Below are 25,397 nucleotides of genomic sequence, written 5' to 3'. Positions count from 1 at the left end.
TATTTAGTAAAAGAATTAACCAATAATTATATTATGTAAACTTTATTTATAAAACACCCATTTAAAAAATGGATGTTTTATATTTTAATATATTAGGTGTAATATATAGTTTGAAAAAGCGGAATACTTTGCGGAAAGTTAAAAATATTTTTCGAATCATATTTCGCTTTTACTTCCATTAATCGGTCAAAGTTGCAACTGAAGTATGCATCTGGCCAATTTTTAATGGATAGGTCAGGCGTATTAACGTAGACACTTTTTGTAAATGGAAGCATCGCTAAGCGGAAGTCTTCAACCCATCGAATACTTCCAGCGGCACCTTCTGGTTGCTCCCAAGTAGCGAATATTGACATGTTTGATAGTGCTTTTCGGTAAAAGTAAGCAGTTGCCTCATTTGGCACCTCAGCAACAGCACCGCCTAATCCGTGGGAAAATATGGAGGTGGTAAAAAAGGGTAAGTTAAATCGTAATTTCTATTTGATTGCCTTCTGGATCACCTATTACACTTTCATAATAGCCATCTCCAGTAAAACGTGGTCCATTTAATAAAGGATAACCAGCATCTTTTATCACCTTTGTCAGTTCATTCACTCGTTCTTCACTACCGACAGAAAAAGCCATATGAGCATAGCCAGTTATGTTTAAATTAGGCTTATTTTCAACCCCTTTTTTACGCATAAGTTCAAGCCTTGCTCCAGATTCGAACGTAATAAAATAAGATTCAAATTGTTTCATTTCATTATGGTATAACGAGTTTGCTTTACCATTAAAGTATTTTATATAAAAATCACGCATACATTCTAAGTCATTTACCCAAATTGCGATATGTTCAATTTTCATAGGTTTCACCAATCCTATCTGTATCAATTAGGCTTCCACTGTATTAAATTTGCATTTGCATTGCAACAATTTTGCTTTGCTATTAAAGCTAGTTGTTAATTTTTGATTATGTACGTACATACAATATGTAATTAAGTGAATGACCATCATAGTAATTACAGAAAAGGGTGAATACAGTATATGAATCAATTTGAGCAAATGATGTACGTTGGTGTCATCATGTCTATTGTACTATCTGTAATGATTTTAGGGTCCTTATATTATAATCCTCGACTTTCATTAACTGATTATCCGAAAGATATTCAAAAAGTAGTTTTTCCAAAATCGATTCATGAAAAAAAGCAAACCATTTATTTTAATATTTTATATAATACTATTCTTTTCGGTACTCCTTTCATTTCTACATATATACTACATAAGCATGAAAAATTAATGTATATGGATGCCTATTTACACACTTTTGGTATTTTAATGATTTTCAATTTAGTAGATTTACTTATAATTGATTGGCTAATTTTTTGCTGGATTACTCCAAGGTTTGTTGTGATTCCTAGTACGGAAGGTATGAAAGGATATAAAGATTATAAGTTTCATTTAAGAGGGGCTATAGTCGCTACTCAAATTTTAGCAATCGTAAGTTTATTTTTGGCGGGAATTGCTACAACTATTTAGTGTGAAGAAGGGCATGGAGCTTTTATAAAAGATAAGGAGATTTATAATATATAGAATTAGAAATGAGAATTTGATAGTATTGGAGTAAGGAGTTTTAATAACAGTATATTAAACAATATTAATATACTGTTGCAAATGTTTTGATATTATGTAAGATTATACAATTTTACGAAGGCATTTGGTAAAATTCAAAAAAATTTAATGGAGGCTAATATGAAAAAAGTAATTGGCGCAGCAACAGCAACTGTTTTTGGATTGGGGGCGTTTACCACAACTGCTACCGCAGAAACAATTGTAACAGCAGATGTACTTAACGTACGTGAAAAACCGACTACAGAATCAAAAGTGGTCGAAAAAGTAAAGAATGGGCAAGAGTTAAAAGTCATAAATACCGAAGATGGCTGGTCAAAAATTGAGTTGAATGGTAAAGAAGTGTTTGTAAGTTCGGAGTTTACAAAAGATGTATATCATGTAACGGCGAATTTGTTAAATGTACGCACTGAAGCAAACACGGATTCAGAAATTCTTGGCAGACTAAAAAAAGATGATGTAATTGAATCAACGCATCAAGTAAAAGACGGATGGCTGCAATTTGAGTATAAAGGAAAAACTGCTTATGCAAACGTTTCTTTCCTATCAAGTACAGCACCAACTGAAAAGAAAACTGAAGAGAAAACGAAGCAAGTAGCGAAAGTACAAAAATCAGTTAAAGAAAAGAAAGAAGTAAAGACGCAGAAAGTAGCAAAAGCGAAAGAAACAACGAAAGCACAAGAAATAGTAAAGCCTAAAGAAGAGTTAAAAGTCAAAGAAGAAGTAAAAGTTAAAAAAGAAGAGAAAGCGCAAGAAATAGTAAAGCCTAAAGAAGAGGTAAAAGTCAAAGAAGAAGTAAAAGTTAAAGAAGAACCGAAAGTGCAAGAAATAGTAAAGCCTAAAGAAGAAGCAAAAGTCAAAGAAGAAGTAAAAGCGCAAGAAATAGTAAAGCCTAAAGAAGAGGCAAAAGTCAAAGAAGAACCGAAAGCGCAAGAAATAGTAAAGCCTAAAGAAGAGGCAAAAGTCAAAGAAGAACCGAAAGCGCAAGAAATAGTAAAAGCTAAAGAAGAAGAAAAAGCAAGAGAAATAGCAAAAGCTAAAGAAGAAGAGAAGGCAAGAGAAATAGCAAAAGCTAAAGAAGAAGAGAAGGCAAGAGAAATAGCAAAAACTAAAGAAGAAGAAAAAGCAAGAGAAATAGCAAAAACTAAAGAAGAAGAAAAAGCAAGAGAAATAGCAAAAGCTAAAGAAGAAGAGAGAGCGAAAGAAGCATCTAAAAACAACATACAGTCTGCTAAACGTGAATTAACGGTAGTAGCGACAGCGTATACTGCTGATCCAAGTGAAAATGGTACATATGGTGGACGCGTTTTAACTGCGATGGGGCATGATTTAACGGCAAATCCGAATATGAGAATTATCGCAGTTGACCCGAAAGTAATCCCATTAGGATCTAAAGTATGGGTAGAAGGCTATGGAGAAGCTATCGCTGGTGATACTGGAAGTGCAATTAAAGGTAATCGTATTGATGTTTTAATGGGTTCAAAAAGTAAAGCTATGAATTGGGGAAGACAAACTGTTAAAGTGAAAATTTTATAGTAACAATAATTATCCAAATAGAAGTCAGTTCTCTTTATTGAGGCTGGCTTTTATTTTTTTAGTAGAAGGATAATAGGATTTTTAAATGGCTTATTACTAAACCTGTAACAAAACATAAAAATTGTATGATGTTTAGAAAATAAAACTATTAAGAATGAGGTAAGGAAGTAGAACAGAAGTTTATTGAGAAGTAGAGAAGAGTAGTATGTTGAAAACGAAGGATTAACGTATAATGAAATGTATAAATTGGATCAAATCGTTTACTAAACACTTTCACTCATAATAGTGTAATTAAGTTCAAAGGATAGGTGTATTTCATGAAAGAAGTAAGAGAATATATTGAAACAAAGAAACAAGGTGTATTGGAGCTGCAAATAAAAGAAACTGAAGAAAAGTTAGGTGCTGCTTTCCCAAATCAATATAGGGATCTTATTAAATTAGTTAATAATGCTGAAATAGGGGAATGGATACTATATCCGATTAAAGATAATAGAAATGTAACGAAAACTTGGGATGATATAGTTAGACAAAATGTTGACATGAGAGATGAGTATATGCCAGAAAACCTTATCATAATTGGTGACGATGGTTCAGGGGATAAATTGTGCTTTAAAATAAATAATGGAAAAATGGATGATGAAATATACATTTGGTATCACGCGGATGACGAAATGGAAGAAATATCTCCGAGTTTAAAAGAATTTATTATGGAAACTATTCAGGAAGACGATGTTTTTTAGTCTTAATTATTATCATTTTGTGAATCATTCTTATAAAAGGCGAGGATAGAATATGACAACAGAATTATATGGTGCACATTGCAAAGAAAGGAAAGGGTATAGAGTAATTGAAGGAAGAGGTTCATATAATCATTATTTTGGCGGTCAAGATTGTAATTTGCCAGTATGTAAGTTATGCGGTGAAAAGATGCATCAAATTCTCTGTTTTGATTTAAAAGATGGGAGACTTGCTGAACTTAAAAGTAATGAACTAAATATTTTACCATTCGTTTCATGTTTAAACTGCGCGATGGTATGGGAACCGCAATATTTTCAGTTAAGTGATGGAGGGAAAACTGTTCAAATCATACAGCAGCAAAATACAGAAGAATGGATAATGGAAGAGGAATATAAGTTACCAGTTTTATTACCAAAAACAACGGTAAAGCTTATAAATATGAAAAATGAAGATATACCTACAGATGAAGATAGTTACTGGGAAGCTTTTGACTTGTTCGGTTCTGAATATGTATGTAGATTATTAGGGGTACCGTTATATGATGATCTTCCAAAGGATTTGGCGTGTCCAACTTGTGCGAAAGAGATGAAATATGTTGCTACAATTACTCAAGATATTGAGGAACGTGGACTTATTTCAGTAGTTAATTTCCAGTTTGGGGAAATGAATATATACTATTATTTATGTATAGATTGTTCAATTATAAAAACTGAAATACAAAATACATAACAAGCCTAACATAATATGTTAGGCTTGTTTTTTGATCGCAACATCATTAAGAATTGCATCAAATATATCTTTTTGCGTAAAGTTATCTGTAAAAATAGTTTCTCTGGCAACCTTAATAGTATCGTGCGGATTATACCATTTTTGTAGGGAATCTTCACCAAATTCGTGTCGTTTGTCCCTTGTGTTATGTCGTCTAATAGTTTCCTCTAATGATAAATCAAAGTAATATGCAAATGCATTTTCATCAAAATAACGAATTAATTCTTCTAACATCTCACCATACCTATGACTGTTCAATATACCTTCTAAAATAACAAATTCACATTTTCCTTTTCCGTACTTCGTAATTTCAAATAGTAAATCATGTGATAAATTACCCATTGTGTCGTGTACTCTAAGCATATCTCTACGTACAACATCCTGTGATACTAAAAGTGTCCCTTGTCCGAAATGTTCTTGTAGTTGTTTTGCAATCGTTGTTTTACCACTTGCGGAGTTTCCTCTAAGAATGATTAAAGTGGATGTAAATATAGGATTAGACATAATGTATTCCCCCAACAGTATTAATTATATAGAAAATTTTAACAAATAAAGTGAGGAAAGTGTATAATCAATATGATGGATATTTAAGGAGGGGGGTAAGTTTCGTTATCTAGGGGCATTTTTTATTGTTCAGTTACTGTTTATTTTGTGTGAAATAACTGGGTGGGTACCAAACTTTAGGCCAGGCGGAGAGTTTTTTAATAGAATATTAAATTCTCAATTTTTCACTGAATGGTTCACACTCTATACAATCCCGCAATTTAACGTATTTACAGCATTTTTTGCGATTACATTACTACCATATGCATTAGTAGGTGCAATGAAAGATGTAACAGCAAGAAAAAATATAAAGGAATAATAGAGGTAGAATATGCTTTTTCAAAAAGAAGGTTTATTGATTAGATACGTAATGGAAGATGATGCATCTATCATTTCTAAATGGTTAATGGACCCAGCAGTCCTGCGGTATTACGAAGGACGAGATAATCCGCAATCTGTAGAAAAGGTGCTTGATCATTTTATACATAGTCCAAACAGTAATGAAAAAAGATGTTTAATAGAATTTGATAACATTCCGATTGGTTACATACAAATGTACCCAGTGGATTCAGAGTGGAAAGCGTTATATGGCTATAAAGAATCACAAAATGTATGGGGTATGGATCAATTTATCGGTGAACCAGCCTATTGGGGAAAGGGAATTGGAACAAAACTCGTTCAGGCAGCAATTACATATATTATGGGTGAAATGGGAGCAGAAGCAATTGCAATGGATCCGAAAGTAAATAATGAACGAGCAATAAAGTGTTATGAAAAAAGTGGATTTAAAAAAGTAAAGATTTTAAAGGAACATGAGTTGCATGAGGGGAAATTAGAAGATTGTTGGATGATGGAATATAAACAATAATAATGGCTTATACAAACAAAGGGGGATGTGTGAAATGAAAAAAGCATTAATCGTAATTGATGTGCAAGCGGGTATGTATACAGCTGGAATGCCAGTACATAATGGGGGAAAGTTTTTACAAACATTGCAAGAGCTTATTAGGGAATGTCGTTCAAATGATATTCCAGTTATTTATATCCAACATAACGGTCCTAAAGATCATCCGTTAGAAAAAGGTACGGATGGATGGCGAATCCATGCGGCCATCGCTCCGCAAGAAGGAGATCATATAGTTGAAAAGACGACTCCAGATTCATTCCATAATACAAACTTAAGCGAAGTGTTACAAGAGAAAGGAATTGAACACGTTATTCTTTCGGGAATGCAAACAGAGTATTGTGTAGATACGACAACGCGCAGAGCATGTAGTGAAGGATATAAAGTAACGTTAGTGAGTGATGCACATAGTACATTTAATACAGAAGTGTTACGTGCTGAAGATATTGTGAAACATCATAACGCAGTATTGGGAGCGTTTGCGGATGTTGTTGCAGTAAAAGACTTAAAAGTGGCTGCCTCTAAATAAGAGGCAGTTTTTTATTAGAAAAAATAGCGTCAAATATTGTTAGTAGGTCGGTATTTTGAAATAATCACTTATATAATTTCACGTACCATAATGAAAAAATAAAAAAAGGAGCACCACATAATTAAAAAGGGCGCTCCTGCATTAAAACGTTACTTTTTTTTATCTTTATCCAATATATTTTGTTCTTCAGCAAACTCTGTACCATATGCAAAGCGGCGATTAATACGAATGTTATCATTGTTGTGCCTTGTATGAGAGTTAGAGAAGCGATGAACGATTACTTCAGATAAAGTGAAGACGATGGCAGAAAGGATACTGCCCCATGCAATTTGCATATAGTTGTCTAATAAAATATTACCGAAAATCCATACGCTTAAATATGTTAATAAGAAATCCGACATAATGGCACCAGTATTGCCAATTCGATTTAAAATGATTTTATCAACGAACATGTAGGATACGATTGTAACAAAGAGACTGAATGAAATAATTTGAACAAACGTTGCAGGGAAAAATAAAGCAAGCCCAATGCTAAATGCGATAATGCACGATATAAACTTGATAAGCACTACTGTGAAATCATTCAAAATTTACACCTCCGATTTATACATAGTTTTTCAATAAATTCTGGAGTTCATACATTGTAACGGATTTATTTACATAAAACTTTTTCATGTTCGGAATTTAGTCTAAATATTATAAAAACAACGAAAAAATGTTATAGTAAAATGAGAGTGTATGACATTTTTAGGTAAGGGGGAATCCAGGATGTGGATTACTTCAGAAGTAGAAATTCCAGATGAGTTAATTGATCACCTTGAGCAAGGAAAGTTAGTATTATTTGTTGGAGCGGGAGTTTCTATGAAAGGGAAATCAAACTTACCGAATTTTGATGATTTAGTTGATGAAATTGCAAAAACGTTATATGTCGAAAAACGTGAAATAACAGAACCACATGATTATTATCTTGGTAAAATTGCGAAAACAAAAGATGTACATCAAGTCGCAAGAGATCTTGTTCATATAGAGAAATCAAAACCGAATCCATTGCATTATGCAATTCCAAGGCTATTTCCTTTAGATACAGATATCCGCATTGTAACAACAAATTTTGATCAACATTTTACAACAGCAATTAAAGAAATAAATAGAGATATCAATGTTTATTACGCTCCAGCTTTACCGACTGGGAGAGCTTTTAAAGGTCTTGCTTATATACATGGTAATGTAGAACAGGAGAAAGAGGCTTTAATTTTAACAGATGGTGATTTTGGAAGGGCTTACTTAACGGAAGGGTGGGCGAGAAGATTTTTAGTTGATCTATTCTCAAATTACACCGTTTTATTCATTGGATATAGTCATAATGACCCAGTAATGAAATATTTAGCAACTGGTTTACCACCAAGTACAAGACGATTTGCTTTTGTCGCACAAGGAGAAAATACGTACCATTGGGAACATTTAGGGATAAGACCAATTGTGTATCCGAATAAGGTGAATAACCATCAACCCCTCGTAAAAGCAGTAAAACGCTGGGCTGAATTAATGGGTGATAATTATATTACGAAAAGAATGCGTATTCGGGATATTGTAACGGTTCCCCCGTCAGTAGAACAGGAACAATTATCATACATAAAGCAATCGATTAAAAAAATTGAAACAGTACGTTACTTTGTGGAATTTGCTCATGATTATGAATGGGTCGAATGGTTAGAAGCAGAAGGTAAATTACAAAATTTGTTTATGCTTACGCCAAACTATAATGAAGTAGATGAATTACTTGCAGAATGGTTAGTGGAACAATTTCTTTTTAGTCATCAGAAAGAATTATTTCAATTAATTTATAAAAACTATTCTAAAATATCACCGTTATTATGGAGAACAATTTGTAACTACTTAAACGAAACGAAGAGTAAGATGGACCCGCTGTTGTTTGCAAGGTGGACACTCCTTTTATTAGAAACAGCTGAAAAAGATAGTAGCTCTATAGAAAAGATTTCTAAGTTACTGCAAAAATGTTCTTTTCCTGAGCATAAAGAAATTGCCTTATTGTTACTAACTTTTATTTTAGACGGAAAACTGAAGTTGAAACGTGTAAGAAAATGGGGGAATGATACGCAAGAATCAATAGAACTCGAGGAATCGAGTCGCTTACCAGTATCTACATTTTCTCATGTGGAGCAAATTTGGAACGAAAAGATGAGGCCATATATCGCTTATTATGCTGTTCCAATTATGATGATTGGATTAGAAAAATTGAGAATGTTGTCGTTAAGACAAACGGCACTGAAAAAAAGAAATAAGGAAAATGTAGAGAAAGAGTTTCATCAAAATGATCTTGCATTTTTAATACGAATTGTAAAAGAGTGTCTAACTTATTTATGCGAAAACAATGAGAAAAAAGCGGATTATTATATTACAGAAATGATAGAAGCAAATAGTGTACTTCAAAAGCGAATTGCAATTGATGCGATGAATAAAAATATTTTTGTTCGTGTAGATGACAAAATGAAATGGTTGTTACATGAAGGACTTCTTTTAGATTTCACTTATAAACACGAAGTTTTTCAACTTTTAAAAAGGCATTATGCATATTGTTTAGAAAAAACAAAAGAAGAAGTCACTCGAACTGTAATAAAGCATCTTACAGAAGAGAGGGTATTTGATGCATATCTCGTATTAGACTTATTATTCAAGTGTGATTCAAATAGCCCATCTACGGCAAATGGGTATGAGTTAATGAAGCAAAAGCATCCTCATTTTCATTCTGAACGATACAGTGTACAAAAGAAAGAGGATACAGCAGAAAGCATTACTTGTAATGTAACTGCTGACGGATTATTGCAGCTGAAAGATGTTGAAATTATGAAGCAAGTTCAGCAATTTTCGCAAGATGGTGTTTTTGAACAACGCCATTTTTTAGAGATGTTATCAAAAGCATGTAAATTAAACACAGAGTGGAGTATTTCATTTGCATACCAATTAGTAGGAGTGCAAGAAATAAGTAATGAAGTATGGTTTGTTTGTATTAGAGAATGGCGAAATAATCGAGGATTGACGAATGAGCAAATCCAAAAAATTATTCCGCTATTGCAGAAATTTGTTAGAAATACTGCTTTTCATTGGTTAATTAGTAGTTTTCTATATGAAATTAGTAATCGACTAGAAGAGTTAGAAGAGAATAGTATACGTGTTGTAAAACGATTTGCTTTTTCAGTGTTCCCTCAAGTTATGAAGAGTGATACAGACTTTAAGCTTGGGAAACAAGATTTTTATAATGAATCAATTCAGCATCCAGTTGGAAAAATGACGGCTGTATTATTAAAGTTGTTATCATATGATCATTTATACGATCGTAATGTATATGAATATTTATTTTTATTTGAAGAACAAGTAAGAGTTAATTCGGAACGAACAAACTTTATGTTTGCTCGTTTAATAGCAGATATTACATTTCTATATCATATTGAAAAACAATGGTGCCGAAAATATTTGTTACCATACTTAGATTTAAAAAAACAAAACGAGATTACGGAATATGCATGGGCCGGCTTATGTTACACGCAAATAAATTTACCTTTATTTACAGAAATGAAGCGATTTATTAAGTATGCGATAGAACATTTGGAAGTGTTACATCCGCATACGAGAGAAGCTTTCTTGAAGTGGCTTAGCTTTGTATTTATTAAATGTGTACTATATTGGGAGCAAAAAACAAATTGGTTATACCCGTTACTCATACTAGAAAATGAAGAAAATAAAATTAAGTTTATGCAGTTTTTATGCTATTACGTCAAAACATTAAGTGTAAAAGAACAACAAAAGTTTTGGACAGCTTGGCTCAGTGTATTTTTGCGAGAACGACCAAAAATGGGTGAGATAACTGCGAGAGAATATGTGATGCTTTTACGTATTATTTTATACATGGATGAAATATTAGAAAAAGGATTATGTATTATGTCTCGTGCATTTTCAAGTGTACATGGTAAATGTACAGGTGAGGAAATGAAGCGGTTATTGATTGAAATGCTTCATAAAAAAGAAAGTATGAAAGCGCATAAAGAAATGTTTGCAAATGTGTTTTTTATTTTACTACAAACATGTCACGAAGCCGTTTTATTTGAAAAAGAAATCATACAAATAAAAGAATTATTAGTTCAGTATGAAGTAGAGGAATATGTTTTACATTTACTAGAAAATGAAATAATTCGCATAGGAATTGTAATGGGTGATTTACAAAAAGAATTATAGGACGAAAGTGGAATTTTAAAAAATATATAAAAAGTTGTTGACAGTGTTTTGAAAAGCGTTCTATAATACGAATCATACTTATTCAATTTCAAAAACATTTGAATAAACAAAGTGCAATGAAGAGATCACAGTAGTGGTTAGTCTTACTGTAACAGAGAGCTGGTGGTTGGTGTGAACCAGTACAGGGATAATCATGAATTACAGTCTTGGAGCATCTTTTTCGTAATAAAGATAGTTTGTCTTTATGAGGAAAAAGCGGTCAATTGATCGTTAACAGTGAAGAGAGGTAGACGGAAAGTTAGTCTACAACTAGGGTGGTACCGCGATAAATATCGTCCCTACTGATTTATTCAGTAGGGACTTTTTGTATTTTAGTGGTTCAACTTGAAAATTAAATAGTCATGCATTGAAAGGAAAAGCAGTAGTTGTTGTTTCCCTGTAACAGAGAGCTGGTGGTTGGTGCAAACCAGTACATAAACAAGAGCGAATTACAGTCCTGGAGCATCTTTTTCGTAGTAAAGATAGTATTGTCTTTATGAAGGGAAAGACGGTCAGATGATCGTTAACAATGAAGAGAGGTAGACGAAAGAAGTCTACAACTAGGGTGGTACCGCGATAAATATCGTCCCTACTGATTGAATCAGTAGGGCTTTTTTGTACAAAAAAGTGGGTTTTTAACTAGTAGTTCATGTCTTTGTACGAATTATTAGTTTAAAATAAGAAGAGGTATCGATCCCACTATAAATTTGTATAATTAGTCAGTTCAGAAAATAGAGAATTTTTTATTCTCTTACTATACTTTTAAAACATTAGAGGAGGATTTCCAAATGGCAAATCATGAATTAGATCAATTACGTAAACAGGTAGATGAAATTAACTTACAACTATTACACCTTTTAAACAAACGTGGTGAAATTGTTCAAAAAATTGGAGAGCAAAAGCAAGTACAAGGCACGAAACGCTTTGATCCAGTACGTGAGCGTGAAGTACTTGATATGATTGCAGAGCATAACGAAGGACCATTCGAAACATCAACAGTTCAACATATTTTCAAAACGATTTTCAAAGCAAGCTTAGAGTTACAAGAAGATGATAACCGTAAAGCGTTACTAGTATCACGTAAAAAGAAACAAGAAAATACAATTGTTGATGTAAAAGGTGAATTGATTGGAAACGGAACACAAACGTTCATCATGGGACCTTGTGCAGTAGAAAGTTTAGAACAAGTTCGTCAAGTAGGGCAAGCGATGAAAGACCAAGGCTTAAAATTAATGCGCGGTGGTGCATTCAAACCGAGAACTTCTCCATATGATTTCCAAGGTTTAGGAGTAGAAGGACTTCAAATTTTACGTCAAGTAGCAGACGAGTTTGACTTAGCAATTATTAGTGAAATTTTAAATCCGAACGATGTTGAAATGGCATTAGACTACGTTGATGTAATTCAAGTTGGCGCACGTAACATGCAAAACTTCGATTTATTACGAGCTGTAGGTAAAGTTAACAAACCAGTATTATTAAAACGTGGATTAGCAGCAACAATTGATGAGTTCATTAACGCAGCGGAATACATCATTGCGCAAGGTAACGATCAAATTATTCTTTGTGAGCGCGGTATCCGCACATACGAAAGAGCAACACGTAACACATTAGACATTTCTGCAGTACCAATTTTAAAGAAAGAAACACATTTACCAGTTATCGTTGATGTAACACATTCAACTGGACGCAGAGATTTATTATTACCAACAGCGAAAGCGGCACTTGCAATTGGCGCAGATGCAGTAATGGCTGAAGTTCATCCAGATCCAGCAGTTGCATTATCAGATTCTGCACAACAAATGGACATTCCAGAATTCCATAGATTCATGGATGAGTTAAAAGGTTTCAAAAATAAATTATCTTAATTCCATATCATATATGCATTGAAGAGGAAACAGTAGTGCTTATCTCACTGTTAAAGAGAGCTGATGGTCGGTGTGAATCAGTACAAAGGTAAGCATGAATTACAGCCTTGGAGCATCTTTCCCGACAACTTTTGGAGGGTAAGACGGTCGAACGATCGTTAAAGAAGAAGAGAGGTAGACGAAAGAAGTCTACAACTAGGGTGGTACCGCGATAAACATCGTCCCTACTGAGCGCTCAGTAGGGACTTTTTTGTACAAAAAAATAGTAAAGGGGCAAGAGAAATGAGATACATTACAGCTGGAGAATCACATGGACCGCAGTTAACAGTTATTTTAGAAGGTGTACCAGCAGGTTTGACACTTACGGCGGAACATATTAATAAAGAATTATTAAGAAGACAAAAAGGTCATGGACGCGGAAGACGTATGCAAATTGAAACAGATACAGTTGAAATTGTAAGTGGTGTTCGTCACGGGATGACACTTGGATCACCGATTACGTTAATTGTAAAAAATGATGATTTCAAACATTGGACGAAAGTAATGGGTGCAGAGCCAATTTCGGAAAAAGAAAGTAAAGACATGAAACGTACAATTACAAAACCACGTCCCGGACATGCAGATTTAAATGGAGCAATTAAATATGGTCATCGTGATATAAGAAACGTATTAGAGCGGTCATCTGCAAGAGAAACGACAGTTCGTGTAGCTGCTGGTGCAGTTGCAAAACAAATTTTAAGCGAATTAGGCGTGGGAATTGCAGGACATGTTCTTGAAATTGGTGGAGTAAAAGCAAAACATATTTCAAACTTATCAATTGAAGAAATTCAAACAATTACTGAAAACTCACCAGTTCGATGTTTAGATAAAGAAGTAGAGCAAGAAATGATGAATGCGATTGACAACGCAAAAAGTAGTGGAGATTCAATCGGTGGTATTGTGGAAGTCATTGCAGAAGGTATGCCGATTGGCGTTGGTAGTTACGTTCATTACGATCGTAAATTAGATGCAAAACTTGCTGGTGCAATTATGAGTATAAATGCATTTAAAGGTGCTGAAATCGGCGTAGGTTTTGAAGCGGCACGACAACCAGGAAGCAAAGTGCATGATGAAATTCTGTGGGATGAAAAAAAAGGATACACGAGAAAAACGAATAATGCCGGCGGTTTAGAAGGTGGTATGACAACAGGTATGCCAATTATCGTAAGAGGCGTGATGAAGCCAATTCCTACTTTATACAAACCGTTAGCAAGCGTTGATATTGATACGAAAGAAGCATTCCAAGCGAGTATTGAAAGATCTGATAGTTGCGCAGTACCAGCAGCGGGTGTAGTAGCTGAATCTGTTGTGGCATGGGAACTTGCAGATGCACTAGTCGAACAATTCGGAAAAGATCGTATGGAATTATTAAAACAAAACATTATGCAACACAATAACTACGCAAAAGAATTTTAATAAAAAGGTGGGTTTAACGTGCAAGTAAAAGATCAACTATCATCATTACAACCATATAAACCAGGTAAATCACCAGAACAAATGAAAGAAGTGTACGGAGATCATTTGTTTGTGAAATTAGCATCGAATGAAAATCCATTTGGTTGTTCACCGAGAGTTTTAGAAGAGTTGCAAAACTCTTGGTTGGAACATGCTTTATATCCTGACGGAGGTGCTACAACGCTCCGTCAAACAATCGCAGATAAGTTGCATGTGCAAATGGAACAAGTACTTTGTGGTAGTGGTTTAGATGAAATCATTCAAATGATAAGCCGCGCCGTATTACGAGCGGGAGATAACATTGTAACAGCAGGTGCAACATTCCCGCAGTACCGCCATCATGCGATTATTGAAGGCTGTGAAGTGAAAGAAATTCCTTTAAATAAAGGTGTATACGATTTAGACGAAATTTCGTCAGCGGTAAATAATAATACGAAAATCGTATGGATTTGTAATCCGAACAACCCGACGGGCACATATGTGAATGAGCAAAAATTAACTCAATTTATTGAAGACATTAGTGAAAATACGTTAATTGTCATTGATGAAGCGTACTATGAATACGTAACAGCAAAAGATTTCCCTGAGACATTACCGCTTTTAGAAAAACATAAAAACATTCTTGTACTTAGAACGTTTTCTAAAGCATACGGATTAGCTTCTTTCCGCGTTGGATATGCGATCGGACAGGAAGAGCTAATTGAGAAATTAAATGTCGTACGTTTACCATTTAACGTATCTTCATTAGCGCAAAAAGCAGCGACGATTGCTTTTGGTGATGACGAGTTTATTAAAGAAATAGTTCACATGAATACAGAAGGGTTACAGCAATACGAGAGTTTCTGTAAGGAAAACGGTATACCATTTTATTCGTCACAAACTAATTTCATCTTCTTACCGGTAGATAATGCTGGAGAGATTTATGAAGCTTGTGCACATGCAGGATTTATTATTCGTCCGTTCCCGAATGGTGTCCGTATTACAGTTGGAACAAGGGAGCAAAATGAAGGGGTGATTTCAGTGTTAAAACAACACTTTGAAAATAAAAAAAATAAGTCTCGAGATGAGGCAAATGCGTAAAAAGGTAGTATTAATTGGAACAGGTTTAATAGGAGGCTCTCTCGCATTAGCAATTAAGAAAGAGCACGATGTAACGATAACAGGGTACGATATATTTAAAGAGCAAGTAGAGCGTGCAAAAGAATTACACGTAGTAGATGAAATAGGAGTTGATTTACAGCGTGCATGTGAAGAGGCACATTTAATTGTTTTTGCTTCTCCAGTTGAAGAAACGAAGAAGCTATTACACAAACTTGCGTCATTCCGTTTACGAGAAGATGTTATAGTGACTGATGTTGGTAGTACAAAAGGGTCTATTATGAACGAAGCGGAAGCTTTATTTTCAAAGGATGTTTCTTTCATTGGTGGACATCCGATGGCGGGTTCTCATAAAACGGGAGTTGAAAGTGCAAAGGCACATTTGTTTGAAAATGCATTTTACATTTTAACACCGATGAATCACGTGCCAAATAAACAAGTGGAAGACCTTAAAGTATGGTTAAAAGGAACAGGGTCACATTTTCTTGTTTTAAATACGGAAGAACATGATTATGTAACAGGAATCGTTAGTCATTTTCCGCACCTTATCGCAGCAGGTTTAGTAAAGCAAGTTGAGAAACATGCAGGAGATAATCCGCTCATTCATCAACTAGCTGCTGGAGGTTTCAAAGACATTACACGTATCGCATCTAGTAGTCCAAAAATGTGGAGTGATATTGTAAAGCAAAATCGAGAGCATTTAATGGTATTATTAAAAGAGTGGATCTCTGAAATGGAAGATTTATATAAAACAGTTTCTACCGGAGATGCAGGCGAGATTCAAAACTATTTTGCAGATGCGAAAGAATACCGTGATTCTTTACCAGTAAGAAAGAGAGGGGCAATTCCTGCCTATCACGACTTATACGTCGATGTATTAGATAAGGTGGGGGCATTGGCTCATATTACGAGTATTTTAGCGCGCGAGGAAATTAGTATTACGAACTTGCAAATATTAGAAGCGCGTGAAGGACTGCTTGGGGTATTACGTATTAGCTTCCAAAGGGAAGAAGATCGTATGAAAGCAAAGCTAGCGCTTGGAGAAGAAGAATACCAAACTTATGAAACAATTTAAATGAGAAGGTGAAAAACGTGAAAGAAAGAACAATACAACCCGTTAATAACGGATTGAATGGTAATATTACAATCCCAGGTGATAAATCCATTTCACACCGTGCTGTTATGTTCGGTTCTATTGCAGAAGGGAAAACAACAATTAAAGGTTTCTTGCCCGGTGCAGACTGTTTAAGTACGATTTCATGTTTTAAAGAAATGGGAGTAGAAATTACGCAAAACGGTGATGAGGTTACTGTAGTTGGTAAAGGATTAGAAGGTTTACAAGAACCGAAAGCTGTATTAGATGTTGGTAATTCTGGTACAACAATCCGATTAATGTCAGGTATATTAGCTAACACACCATTTTTCTCTTGCGTACAAGGTGATGAATCTATCGCAAAAAGACCGATGAAGCGTGTAACAAACCCATTAAAACAAATGGGCGCAAACATAGACGGCCGAGAAGAAGGAACATTTACACCGTTAACAATACGTGGCGGAGATTTAAAAGCAATTGAATATATTTCTCCTGTTGCAAGTGCACAAGTAAAGTCGGCTATTTTACTTGCAGGTCTTCGTGCAGAAGGTGTAACAGTTGTTACAGAACCACATATTTCACGCGACCATACGGAAAGAATGCTTGAAGCATTTGGTGTTAAAGTAACTCGCGAAGGGAAAACAGTGAAGCTGTCAGGTGGACAAAAATTAACAGCAACAGACATTCAAGTGCCAGGTGACGTATCATCAGCAGCGTTTTTCTTAGTAGCAGGTGCAATCATCCCAAATAGTAAACTAGTATTACAAAATGTAGGAATGAATCCAACCCGTACAGGTATTATTGATGTTTTAGAAAAAATGGGTGCTACGTTCACTGTAGATCTAATTAACGAAGAGGCATCAGAACCAGCTGCAAATATTACAATCGAAACATCTTCATTAAAAGGAATTGAAATTGGCGGAGATATTATCCCTAGATTAATCGATGAGATTCCTGTAATCGCATTAGCGGCAACGCAAGCAGAAGGAATTACAGTAATTAAAGATGCACACGAATTAAAAGTAAAAGAAACAAACCGTATTGATACAGTCGTTGCTGAGTTAACGAAACTAGGAGCTCGCATAGAAGCAACTGATGACGGTATGATCATTTACGGAAAATCAGCTCTAAAAGGCAATACAGTAAATAGTTATGGTGATCACCGTATCGGAATGATGCTTGCAATTGCTGGCTGTTTGGCAGAAGGAAAAACAATTATTGAAGATGCAGAAGCAGTAGGTGTATCATATCCTACATTCTTTGACGAACTTCAAAAGTTAGCTAAATAAAAAGGGTGGAAAGCAGATACGTGATGTATCTGCTTTTTTTGTTAAAACGTCCTTGTAATTTCACTTATCGAACTATAATAGTAAGAATTATGATACAATTCAAACAGAGAATGGAGGAGAATTATATGAATGTCATACAATTAAAAGAAGATCAGTTTAGAGAAGCATTACGTTTATCAGAATACGCTTTTCAATATAAAGTAGATGAGGAACGATTACAGCAGCAACTTACAAAAATGAAGGAAAGTCATGAAATATACGGCATTATGGAAGGGGAAGACTTAGCTGCAAAACTACACCTCATCCCGTTTCATATTTACATAGGTAAAGAAAAATTTAAAATGGGTGGCGTTGCAGGAGTAGCGACGTATCCAGAGTACAGAAGAAGTGGGTATGTAAAAGAGCTACTTCAACATTCACTTCAAACAATGAAAAAAGATGGCTTTACAGTCTCTATGTTACATCCATTTGCTGTTTCGTTTTACCGTAAATACGGCTGGGAACTTTGTGCGAATCTACTCAAATGTCATATAAGTAAGAGCGATTTAGTGATGAAAAAACAAGTAAATGGTACTGTGAAACGTTTTAATAAAGAAAATCATCCAGAAGAAGTCGAGAAGCTCTATGAAGCATTTGCAGAACGTTTTTCATGTATGTTAGTTCGAGAGAAGAACTGGTGGTTACAAGCGGTTTATGATGATTTAACATTAGCGATTTACTATGATGAAAATAAAAAGGCAGCAGGTTACATGTTATACAAAATAGAAAACTATAAAATGACAGTAGAAGAATTTGTACCACTGCATAATGAAGCACGAAATGGTCTGTGGAACTTTATTTGTCAGCATGATTCTATGATTAAAGAAATTGAAATGACAGTAAGTGAAAGCGAACCGTTATTATATTCATTGCAAGAGCCGCGCGTGAAGACAGAAATAAAACCATATTTTATGGGAAGAATTGTAGATGTAGAGCAGTTCTTAAAACAATATGAGTTGAATTGGAGCAATGTACAGCAAGAAGTGATCCTAAACATTACAGACGCATTTGCTCCGTGGAATAACATAACAGTGAGACTTGCAAATCATGAAATAACAATAATAAAAGAAAAAACAATAGATAAAGGCATCAAACTGGATATAAACGAGTTATCTACAATAATGTTCGGCTATAAACGTCCGTTACAACTGAATGAATTAGAATTAATTAGCGGAAGTGAAGAGGAAATACAAGCGTTTGAGAAAATAGTTCCGGTACGAGAAGCATTTATTTATGATTTCTTTTAAGTTTTCAATAGAAAATTGGGCTGCCCAAAAACAATTTTTGGGACAGCTTTCTCTTTGGTTGTCGGTAAGTCGATATATCCTGAAAATCGCTGATATAATTGGAGATGCGCCGATATATTCTGAAAATCGCTGATATAATTAGACTTGCGCTGATATATTCTAATAATCGTTGATATAATTTTTTCACTAAAACGTAACTATACTTTGTCACGTACTTGACTTTTAATCCATGTAATTTATAATTAAAAACGGAATGAATTTTCATTCCTGGAAATAGAGGTGGAAAAAATGGCTAAAAACAAACAAGAGGATATTTTTGATGCTGCGATGCAACTTTTTGCAGAGCGTGGTTACGATGGTACGACAATTCCAATGATCGCTGAAAAGGCAAAAGTCGGTGCGGGTACTATTTATCGCTATTTTGAAAATAAAGAGGCACTTGTTAACTCATTATTTTCAAAAAGTATGTTACAGCTTTCTGAAATAATAAAAACAGATTTTCCTGTTGAAGCAAATATTCGTGAACAGTTTAGTCATACGTACAACCGTTTATTTGAATTTGCGAGAAACAATGTAGATGCTTTTTTATTTACAAATTCTCACTGTGATAGTTATTTTCTTGATGAACAGAGTAAGAAAATATTTGATGATTTTATAGGCTTCTTTATGAATATTATTGAAGATGGAATCGCAAAAGGTTTTCTTCGTCCATTGCCTCCAGTTGCTTTAATTATTATTGTATATCAACCGCTAGAAAAATTAACGAAAGTAATTGCAACAGGGCAATTAGAATACTCGAAAGAGTTAGTAAAAGAATTAGAAGAAAGCTCTTGGAACGCTATTAGAATCATTTGATTCTATAGCTTTATAAGGAAAGGAATGAATATTCATTCCTAAATAGATTTAAAAAATGAGAGTAGGAAAGGATGTTTGTGTAACTAAGGAAATGAACATTCATTCCGGAAAGACTAGTTTAATAGAATTTACAAAATAATGTAATAGAACAATAGGAATGAACGTTCATTCCGTTACTAACGTGAAACTTTCAAAACGGGAGATGATTCAAATGAGCAAGTTAAAAAGTTGGAGAAGTTTATCTTTTCTATTATGGATAGTTATTACTATTACAATGGTCGTAACGATGCCTAATATGGATCAATTAGTGAAAGAAAAAGGGAAAATTACAATCCCTAATACAAAGCAAAGCAGTATTGCTGACAAGATGATGAAAGAGATGGATAAAGAAGGGGTTGAAAAGTATGAAATTATAGCCGTTTTTAATAGTGGCAATAAGGCAGCTTTAACAGATGAACAAAAAAAGGAAATAACAAAAACAATCAACGCCCTGCAAAATGAAAAAGAGCAATTAGGAATTAAGGAAGTTGTTTCACATTTAGACAATAAAGACTTGGAGAAACAATTAGTTTCTAAAGATAATACGACTATTTTAACGCAAATATCGATAGATAAAAAACATGGTGAAATATCAAAAGTTTCAAATAATCTTCATGAAAAAGTGCAAACGAAAGGGGTAAAAACGTATTTAACAGGAAGTGACTTAATAGCGGGTGATTTTCTTAAATCCTCTCAAGAGGGAGTGAAAAAGACAGAAGTTATTTCAATCATTTTCATTCTTGTAGTATTAATCCTCGTATTCCGTTCACCAGTTGTTCCAATTGTTTCTCTTCTTACAGTTGGTATATCGTATTTAGTTTCAATGGGGATTATTGCCCAGCTTGTAGATCAATTTAATTTTCCATTCTCAAACTTTACACAAGTGTTCGTAGTCGTCGTCCTGTTTGGGGTAGGAACAGATTATAACATTTTATTATATACGAGGTTTAAAGAAGAATTAAGTAAACAAGAAAATGCATTTTTAGCTACGAAAGAAACATTCAAATCAGCAGGTAAAACTGTATTATATAGCGGAATAGCGGTGCTAATTGGTTTTGCATCACTTGCTTTAGCAAGTTTTAAATTATATCAATCGACTTCAGCGGTAGCAATTGGTGTTTTAGTATTATTACTCGTATTAACGACTTTAAATCCATTTTTCATGGTGCTTTTAGGAAAAGGAATGTTTTATCCAGTTAAAACATTTAAAGGTCATGAGGATAGTCGCTTATGGGGATTCTTTGCGAAAAACTCAGTAGCAAGGCCATTTGTCGCTTTAATCATCGTATTCGTAATATCGATTCCTTTCGTATTAAAATACTCTAATACACTTAATTACAATGATTTATTTGAAGTGGATAATAAGTATGAATCCAAGATGGGTATTAACGTAATAGAGGATCATTTTCCGCCTGGTTTCTCTTCACCGAGTACATTAGTCATTCAATCTGATAAAAAGCTGGATGAAGGAACTTCTCTACAAATTTTAGACGAATTAACTGATAAAATTTCGAAAGTTAAAGGTGTGTCAGAAGTATATGCACCAACACGTCCAACTGGTGAGAAGATAAAAGAATTATATTTAAATAAGCAAGCGGGAGAATTGAATACAGGATTAGGAGATGCCGATGGTGGCATAAAGGAAATTAATGATGGATTAACAGATGCGAAAAATAAAATGGGAAGTAATGATTCAAATAGTCTTGCGAATGTTCAAAAATTAATTGATGGAACGAACGAGGCGAAAAACGGGGTATCAGCATTAGGAACAGCTTTACATCAATTATCAAATGGCATAAACGACGGTGCACAAGGAGCACAGCAAATTGAGAGTGGTTTAGCTTCAGTAAACGAAAATATAAATGTTCTATCTAATGCAACGTCGCAGCTGCATGCTGGTTATGCACAGTTAGAAAAAGGTTTAAACTCTTACAATCAATTCTTCGGAAGTATTTTTCAAGCGATTGATGGTGCGAAAAAGGGATATGAACAAATTGAAATGTTAATGACCAATTTCGTTCAAACGAAACCAGAATTAGCGAATGATCCAAACATACAACAAACGATAGGAATTGCTAAAGAGGCTCAAAAGAAATTAAGCGTACTTTCAAATGAATTAAATCAATTAGCAACACAGCACAAAACGGCGATGAGTTCATTTAAAGAAGCGAATCAATCGTTACTGAAAGTGGATAACGGCTTAAAAGAAATGAGCAATGGAGTTAATAAGTTACAAAAGGGAGCAGCCGATCTTAAAAATGGATTAAATGAAGGTTCTTCAGGTTCAAAACAAATTGCAAATAAATCAGTTGAGTTACAATCTGGATTAACGAAAATAAACGATGGGCAAGGACAACTTTTAACGGGCCTTAAAGACCTGCAAGAAAAGATGGGGCAATTACAATCCGGTTTATCTAAAAGTACAGAAGGGCTTGGAAAAGTAAGTAATGGCCTGCATGACGCACAAAAATATTTAGGGGAGCTCAATGAATCGAAGAGCTCTGAGAAGTTTTATATTCCAAAAGAAGTGCTAGAGGGAGAGGATTTCCAAAAAGCATTGAACACGTACATGTCACAGGATAGAAAAATTGCTAAAATGACTATCATTTTAGATGTAAATCCGTATTCAAAAGAAGCGATGCCAATTATTCAAGAAATCAATAAAACAATCGATGGCACTGTAAAGGGAACGGAATTACATGATGCGAAAACAGCAATTGGCGGAACAACAGCTAGAAACGTTGATTTAAAAGAAGTAACAGGGCAAGATTTCTTACGTACAGCTACAATTATGTTAATTGGAATTGCGATTGTATTAATCGTAATTACACGCTCATTACTAAACACAATATTTATTATTGGCTCATTACTATTAGCGTACTTCGCATCACTCGGTATAAGCGAACAAATTAGTGCACATGTATTACATGTAGATTCATTAAGCTGGAATGTTCCATTCTTTAGCTTCATTATGATTGTCGCTTTAGGAGTGGATTATAGTATTTTCGTAATGATGCGCTATAACGAGATAGAAGGGGATTCGGTAACGAAAATTGTAACTGCATCTCGTCATATAGGAGGAGTTGTATTATCAGCGGCGCTAATTTTAGGCGGGACATTTGCAGCATTAATTCCATCAGGTGTATTAACACTTATACAAGTTGCATCAGTAGTTGGCGTTGCACTTCTTCTATTAGCTTTAATTGTGATGCCGATATTATTACCGGCGTTAATAGGGTTAACGAGTAAAATGAAGAGTTACAAAGAGAAAATAATAAATACGAAATAAGAAGAGACTGTAGGGAATGATTTCTCTACAGTTTTTTCGGTATATAATATTTCAGATGAAAATGAATCCGATATATTACAGAATGAGCAGTGAAAGGTTATGTGAGAAAGAGGTCGATGATATACATACAATAGCTAGGGGAAGGGACAAAAACTATCCGATTTCATTGTAGAAAGGTAATCAACCGTTGCTATTCATCCAGCTTCTACTATATAATAGCTATAGTCTACAATAATTGAGTCGTAATATGCGATTTTTTAAGACAATCGGTGAGAAAACGCTGAAATAAGCGGTATTAGTAGGAGGACACAAATGATTACAGTAAGTAACGTTAGTTTGCGTTTCGCGGATCGCAAATTATTTGAAGATGTTAACATAAAATTCACGCCAGGTAACTGCTACGGTTTGATCGGAGCAAACGGTGCTGGTAAATCTACATTCCTAAAGATTTTATCTGGAGAAATTGAACCATCAACAGGTGACATACATATTACGCCAGGTGAGCGTCTAGCAGTATTAAAACAGAACCACTTCGAATATGAAGAGTTCCCAGTATTAGAAACAGTAATTATGGGTCACACGCAACTTTACAAAGTAATGCAAGAGAAAAATGCTATTTACATGAAAGAAGACTTTAGTGATGAAGATGGAATGCGCGCTGCTGAACTTGAAGGTGAGTTCGCTGAGCTTAACGGTTGGGAAGCTGAGTCAGAAGCTGCAATTCTTCTTAAAGGTTTAGGTATTGGTGAAGACCTTCATGATAAGAAATTGTCAGAATTAACTGGGGCAGAGAAAGTAAAAGTATTACTTGCTCAAGCTTTATTCGGTCAACCTGACATTCTATTATTAGATGAGCCTACCAACCACTTGGACTTAAAAGCGATTCAATGGTTAGAAAACTTCTTAATGAACTTTGAAAACACAGTTATCGTAGTATCCCATGACCGTCACTTCTTAAATAAAGTATGTACGCACATGGCTGACCTTGATTTCGGTAAAATTCAACTTTATGTTGGTAACTATGACTTCTGGTATGAGTCAAGCCAATTAGCTTTAAAATTAACACAAGATGCTAATAAGAAAAAAGAAGAGAAAGTAAAAGAGTTACAAAACTTCATTGCACGCTTTAGTTCAAACGCTTCTAAAGCGAAACAAGCAACTTCTCGTAAAAAATTATTAGACAAAATTACATTAGATGATATTAGACCGTCATCACGTCGTTACCCATTCGTTGGCTTCACACCTGAGCGTGAAGTAGGAAATGACTTATTAACTGTTGAAGGTCTTTCTAAAACAATTGATGGTGAAAAAGTGTTAGATAATGTGTACTTCACTTTAAATAAAGGTGATAAAGTTGCATTTATCGGCCGTAACGATATTGCGATGACAACATTATTTAAAATTCTTATGGGTGAAATGGAGCCGGATAGCGGTTCATTCAAATGGGGTGTTACAACCTCTCAATCTTACTTCCCAAGAGATAACTCTAAGTACTTTGAGAACAGTGATTACAACTTAGTTGAATGGTTACGTCAATTCTCTCCACAAGATGAGTCTGAAAGCTTCTTACGTGGTTTCTTAGGCCGTATGTTATTCTCAGGTGAAGAAGTTAAGAAGAACGTTTCTGTATTATCTGGAGGCGAAAAAGTTCGTTGTATGTTATCTAAAATGATGTTAAGTGGTGCGAACGTAATCACACTTGACGATCCAACGAACCACTTAGACCTTGAGTCAATCACAGCATTAAACAACGGTTTAATTGCATTCAAAGGTACAATCTTATTCACATCTCATGACCATCAGTTCGTGCAAACAATTGCAAACCGCATTATCGAAGTAACACCAAACGGTGTAATCGATAAAGAGGCTACTTATGATGAGTTCTTAGAAAATGAGGAACTTCAAAAACAAGTAGATGCAATGTACAAAGGTCAATAATATATAATGAAAAAACTCGTTCTTTTTAGAGCGAGTTTTTTTGTCGAGAAAACGTAACATCGCTGGTCGGTCAAATGAATAATTATTCAAATATAATATTAATGAACAGGAGAATTCTTTCATGTATGGAAGGGATGTAATGACTTTAAGATTTAAAGAGTTAGTTGAAGAAGGGAAATGTAAGTGGAGTAATATAATCAAATCGTATTATTTTGTCATGTGAAATATGTACCAAATTTGG

At 34.5% G+C, this 25,397-nt stretch carries 21 protein-coding genes and 3 other annotated features; of the genes, 17 read left to right on the top strand and 4 right to left on the bottom strand.

All coding sequences use genetic code 11. The annotated features are described in order from the left end of the window. Positions 1-92 precede the first annotated feature (92 nt). Positions 93-401: a BBE domain-containing protein gene (locus tag N2V80_RS14625; RefSeq protein WP_061655469.1), complete on the bottom strand. Its 309-nt coding sequence runs from the start codon at positions 399-401 to the stop codon at positions 93-95. A 58-nt stretch (positions 402-459) separates the two neighbouring features. Beyond that, the gene (locus N2V80_RS14620; RefSeq protein ID WP_000687533.1) at positions 460-840 is read right to left on the bottom strand and encodes a VOC family protein; all 381 of its coding nucleotides are present in this window, start codon (positions 838-840) and stop codon (positions 460-462) included. Positions 841-1,020: 180 nt separating this feature from the next. On the opposite strand from N2V80_RS14620, the gene N2V80_RS14615 reads away from it, so the two are divergent. The 4 genes from N2V80_RS14615 (at position 1,021) to N2V80_RS14600 (ending at position 4,605) form a co-directional block, all read left to right on the top strand. Beyond that, positions 1,021-1,512, top strand: coding sequence for a hypothetical protein (locus N2V80_RS14615; RefSeq protein ID WP_001071234.1), 492 nt, complete (start codon positions 1,021-1,023; stop codon positions 1,510-1,512). 213 nt (positions 1,513-1,725) lie between these two features. Continuing rightward, positions 1,726-3,138: a cell wall-binding protein EntB gene (entB, locus tag N2V80_RS14610; RefSeq protein WP_340980033.1), complete on the top strand. Its 1,413-nt coding sequence runs from the start codon at positions 1,726-1,728 to the stop codon at positions 3,136-3,138. A gap of 317 nt (positions 3,139-3,455) precedes the next feature. Further along, positions 3,456-3,878 carry an SMI1/KNR4 family protein gene (locus tag N2V80_RS14605; protein WP_000665936.1) on the top strand — a complete coding sequence of 141 codons (423 nt, stop codon included), beginning with the start codon at positions 3,456-3,458 and terminating at the stop codon, positions 3,876-3,878. A 52-nt stretch (positions 3,879-3,930) separates the two neighbouring features. Further along, positions 3,931-4,605, top strand: a complete 675-nt coding sequence (locus tag N2V80_RS14600; RefSeq protein WP_000206086.1) for a hypothetical protein — start codon at positions 3,931-3,933, stop codon at positions 4,603-4,605. 18 nt (positions 4,606-4,623) lie between these two features. Here N2V80_RS14600 and N2V80_RS14595 read toward each other — a convergent pair whose 3' ends face one another. Beyond that, positions 4,624-5,148: a kinase gene (locus N2V80_RS14595; protein WP_000070080.1), complete on the bottom strand. Its 525-nt coding sequence runs from the start codon at positions 5,146-5,148 to the stop codon at positions 4,624-4,626. 79 nt (positions 5,149-5,227) lie between these two features. Between N2V80_RS14595 and N2V80_RS14590 the strand changes: the two genes are divergently transcribed. The 3 genes from N2V80_RS14590 to N2V80_RS14580 are packed head-to-tail and all read left to right on the top strand — an operon-like array spanning position 5,228 to position 6,620. Next, a complete protein-coding gene (locus N2V80_RS14590) occupies positions 5,228-5,506 on the top strand; it encodes a YfzA family protein (protein ID WP_033667163.1) in 279 nt (92 codons plus the stop codon). Positions 5,507-5,518: 12 nt separating this feature from the next. After that, the gene (locus N2V80_RS14585) at positions 5,519-6,055 is read left to right on the top strand and encodes a GNAT family N-acetyltransferase (protein WP_000898764.1); all 537 of its coding nucleotides are present in this window, start codon (positions 5,519-5,521) and stop codon (positions 6,053-6,055) included. A 34-nt stretch (positions 6,056-6,089) separates the two neighbouring features. Further along, a complete protein-coding gene (locus N2V80_RS14580; protein WP_000709536.1) occupies positions 6,090-6,620 on the top strand; it encodes a cysteine hydrolase family protein in 531 nt (176 codons plus the stop codon). Positions 6,621-6,769: 149 nt separating this feature from the next. On the opposite strand, the gene N2V80_RS14575 is transcribed toward N2V80_RS14580, so the two are convergent. Further along, positions 6,770-7,207, bottom strand: coding sequence for a YndM family protein (locus N2V80_RS14575; RefSeq protein ID WP_000997702.1), 438 nt, complete (start codon positions 7,205-7,207; stop codon positions 6,770-6,772). 181 nt (positions 7,208-7,388) lie between these two features. Here N2V80_RS14575 and N2V80_RS14570 point away from each other — a divergent pair, with 181 nt between their 5' ends. From N2V80_RS14570 to N2V80_RS14525, 10 genes are all read left to right on the top strand, one after another. Then, positions 7,389-10,871, top strand: a complete 3,483-nt coding sequence (locus tag N2V80_RS14570; RefSeq protein ID WP_065703850.1) for a DUF4020 domain-containing protein — start codon at positions 7,389-7,391, stop codon at positions 10,869-10,871. Positions 10,872-10,978: 107 nt separating this feature from the next. Next, positions 10,979-11,214: a binding site (T-box leader), on the top strand. A gap of 54 nt (positions 11,215-11,268) precedes the next feature. Next, positions 11,269-11,504, top strand: a binding site (T-box leader). 194 nt (positions 11,505-11,698) lie between these two features. Then, positions 11,699-12,775 (top strand): bifunctional 3-deoxy-7-phosphoheptulonate synthase/chorismate mutase, encoded by a 1,077-nt coding sequence (locus N2V80_RS14565; protein WP_001273575.1) that lies wholly within the window; start codon positions 11,699-11,701, stop codon positions 12,773-12,775. 9 nt (positions 12,776-12,784) lie between these two features. Continuing rightward, positions 12,785-13,004: a binding site (T-box leader), on the top strand. A gap of 53 nt (positions 13,005-13,057) precedes the next feature. Then, positions 13,058-14,230 (top strand): chorismate synthase, encoded by a 1,173-nt coding sequence (gene aroC, locus N2V80_RS14560; RefSeq protein ID WP_001269429.1) that lies wholly within the window; start codon positions 13,058-13,060, stop codon positions 14,228-14,230. Between the two features lie 18 nt (positions 14,231-14,248). Next, complete coding sequence (hisC, locus tag N2V80_RS14555; protein WP_001197238.1) at positions 14,249-15,349, top strand: histidinol-phosphate transaminase; 1,101 nt, start codon at positions 14,249-14,251, stop codon at positions 15,347-15,349. Beyond that, on the top strand, positions 15,342-16,442 hold the full coding sequence (gene tyrA, locus N2V80_RS14550) for a prephenate dehydrogenase (protein WP_001228131.1): 1,101 nt from the start codon (positions 15,342-15,344) through the stop codon (positions 16,440-16,442). The genes hisC and tyrA overlap by 8 nt, the downstream gene beginning before the upstream one ends. A gap of 17 nt (positions 16,443-16,459) precedes the next feature. Beyond that, positions 16,460-17,749, top strand: coding sequence for a 3-phosphoshikimate 1-carboxyvinyltransferase (gene aroA / locus N2V80_RS14545; protein WP_000664634.1), 1,290 nt, complete (start codon positions 16,460-16,462; stop codon positions 17,747-17,749). 125 nt (positions 17,750-17,874) lie between these two features. After that, positions 17,875-19,035, top strand: coding sequence for a GNAT family N-acetyltransferase (locus tag N2V80_RS14540; RefSeq protein ID WP_001100934.1), 1,161 nt, complete (start codon positions 17,875-17,877; stop codon positions 19,033-19,035). A gap of 288 nt (positions 19,036-19,323) precedes the next feature. Next, the gene (locus N2V80_RS14535) at positions 19,324-19,890 is read left to right on the top strand and encodes a TetR/AcrR family transcriptional regulator (RefSeq protein ID WP_001107303.1); all 567 of its coding nucleotides are present in this window, start codon (positions 19,324-19,326) and stop codon (positions 19,888-19,890) included. A gap of 211 nt (positions 19,891-20,101) precedes the next feature. After that, on the top strand, positions 20,102-23,218 hold the full coding sequence (locus N2V80_RS14530; protein WP_061655647.1) for an MMPL family transporter: 3,117 nt from the start codon (positions 20,102-20,104) through the stop codon (positions 23,216-23,218). Between the two features lie 312 nt (positions 23,219-23,530). Continuing rightward, positions 23,531-25,156 (top strand): ABC-F family ATP-binding cassette domain-containing protein, encoded by a 1,626-nt coding sequence (locus tag N2V80_RS14525; RefSeq protein ID WP_000633864.1) that lies wholly within the window; start codon positions 23,531-23,533, stop codon positions 25,154-25,156. The last annotated feature ends 241 nt before the right edge of the window (positions 25,157-25,397 follow it).

Source organism: Bacillus sp. FSL W8-0640, from assembly GCF_038007725.1.
Lineage (GTDB): Bacteria > Bacillota > Bacilli > Bacillales > Bacillaceae_G > Bacillus_A > Bacillus_A cereus.
Note: the sequence above shows the minus strand (reverse complement) of the source record. Positions and strands in the feature narration are given on the sequence as shown.

Excerpts from the sequence above, each read along its gene's own strand:
- N2V80_RS14580 (WP_000709536.1), top strand. The coding sequence starts at position 6,090 with ATGAAAAAAGCATTAATCGTAATTGATGTGCAAGCGGGTATGTATACA.
- tyrA (WP_001228131.1), top strand. The coding sequence starts at position 15,342 with ATGCGTAAAAAGGTAGTATTAATTGGAACAGGTTTAATAGGAGGCTCT.
- N2V80_RS14595 (WP_000070080.1), bottom strand. The coding sequence starts at position 5,148 with ATGTCTAATCCTATATTTACATCCACTTTAATCATTCTTAGAGGAAAC.
- N2V80_RS14525 (WP_000633864.1), top strand. The coding sequence starts at position 23,531 with ATGATTACAGTAAGTAACGTTAGTTTGCGTTTCGCGGATCGCAAATTA.
- N2V80_RS14600 (WP_000206086.1), top strand. The coding sequence starts at position 3,931 with ATGACAACAGAATTATATGGTGCACATTGCAAAGAAAGGAAAGGGTAT.
- aroC (WP_001269429.1), top strand. The coding sequence starts at position 13,058 with ATGAGATACATTACAGCTGGAGAATCACATGGACCGCAGTTAACAGTT.
- N2V80_RS14585 (WP_000898764.1), top strand. The coding sequence starts at position 5,519 with ATGCTTTTTCAAAAAGAAGGTTTATTGATTAGATACGTAATGGAAGAT.
- N2V80_RS14535 (WP_001107303.1), top strand. The coding sequence starts at position 19,324 with ATGGCTAAAAACAAACAAGAGGATATTTTTGATGCTGCGATGCAACTT.
- N2V80_RS14570 (WP_065703850.1), top strand. The coding sequence starts at position 7,389 with ATGTGGATTACTTCAGAAGTAGAAATTCCAGATGAGTTAATTGATCAC.
- N2V80_RS14530 (WP_061655647.1), top strand. The coding sequence starts at position 20,102 with ATGAGCAAGTTAAAAAGTTGGAGAAGTTTATCTTTTCTATTATGGATA.
- N2V80_RS14540 (WP_001100934.1), top strand. The coding sequence starts at position 17,875 with ATGAATGTCATACAATTAAAAGAAGATCAGTTTAGAGAAGCATTACGT.
- N2V80_RS14615 (WP_001071234.1), top strand. The coding sequence starts at position 1,021 with ATGAATCAATTTGAGCAAATGATGTACGTTGGTGTCATCATGTCTATT.
- N2V80_RS14605 (WP_000665936.1), top strand. The coding sequence starts at position 3,456 with ATGAAAGAAGTAAGAGAATATATTGAAACAAAGAAACAAGGTGTATTG.
- N2V80_RS14620 (WP_000687533.1), bottom strand. The coding sequence starts at position 840 with ATGAAAATTGAACATATCGCAATTTGGGTAAATGACTTAGAATGTATG.
- N2V80_RS14565 (WP_001273575.1), top strand. The coding sequence starts at position 11,699 with ATGGCAAATCATGAATTAGATCAATTACGTAAACAGGTAGATGAAATT.
- entB (WP_340980033.1), top strand. The coding sequence starts at position 1,726 with ATGAAAAAAGTAATTGGCGCAGCAACAGCAACTGTTTTTGGATTGGGG.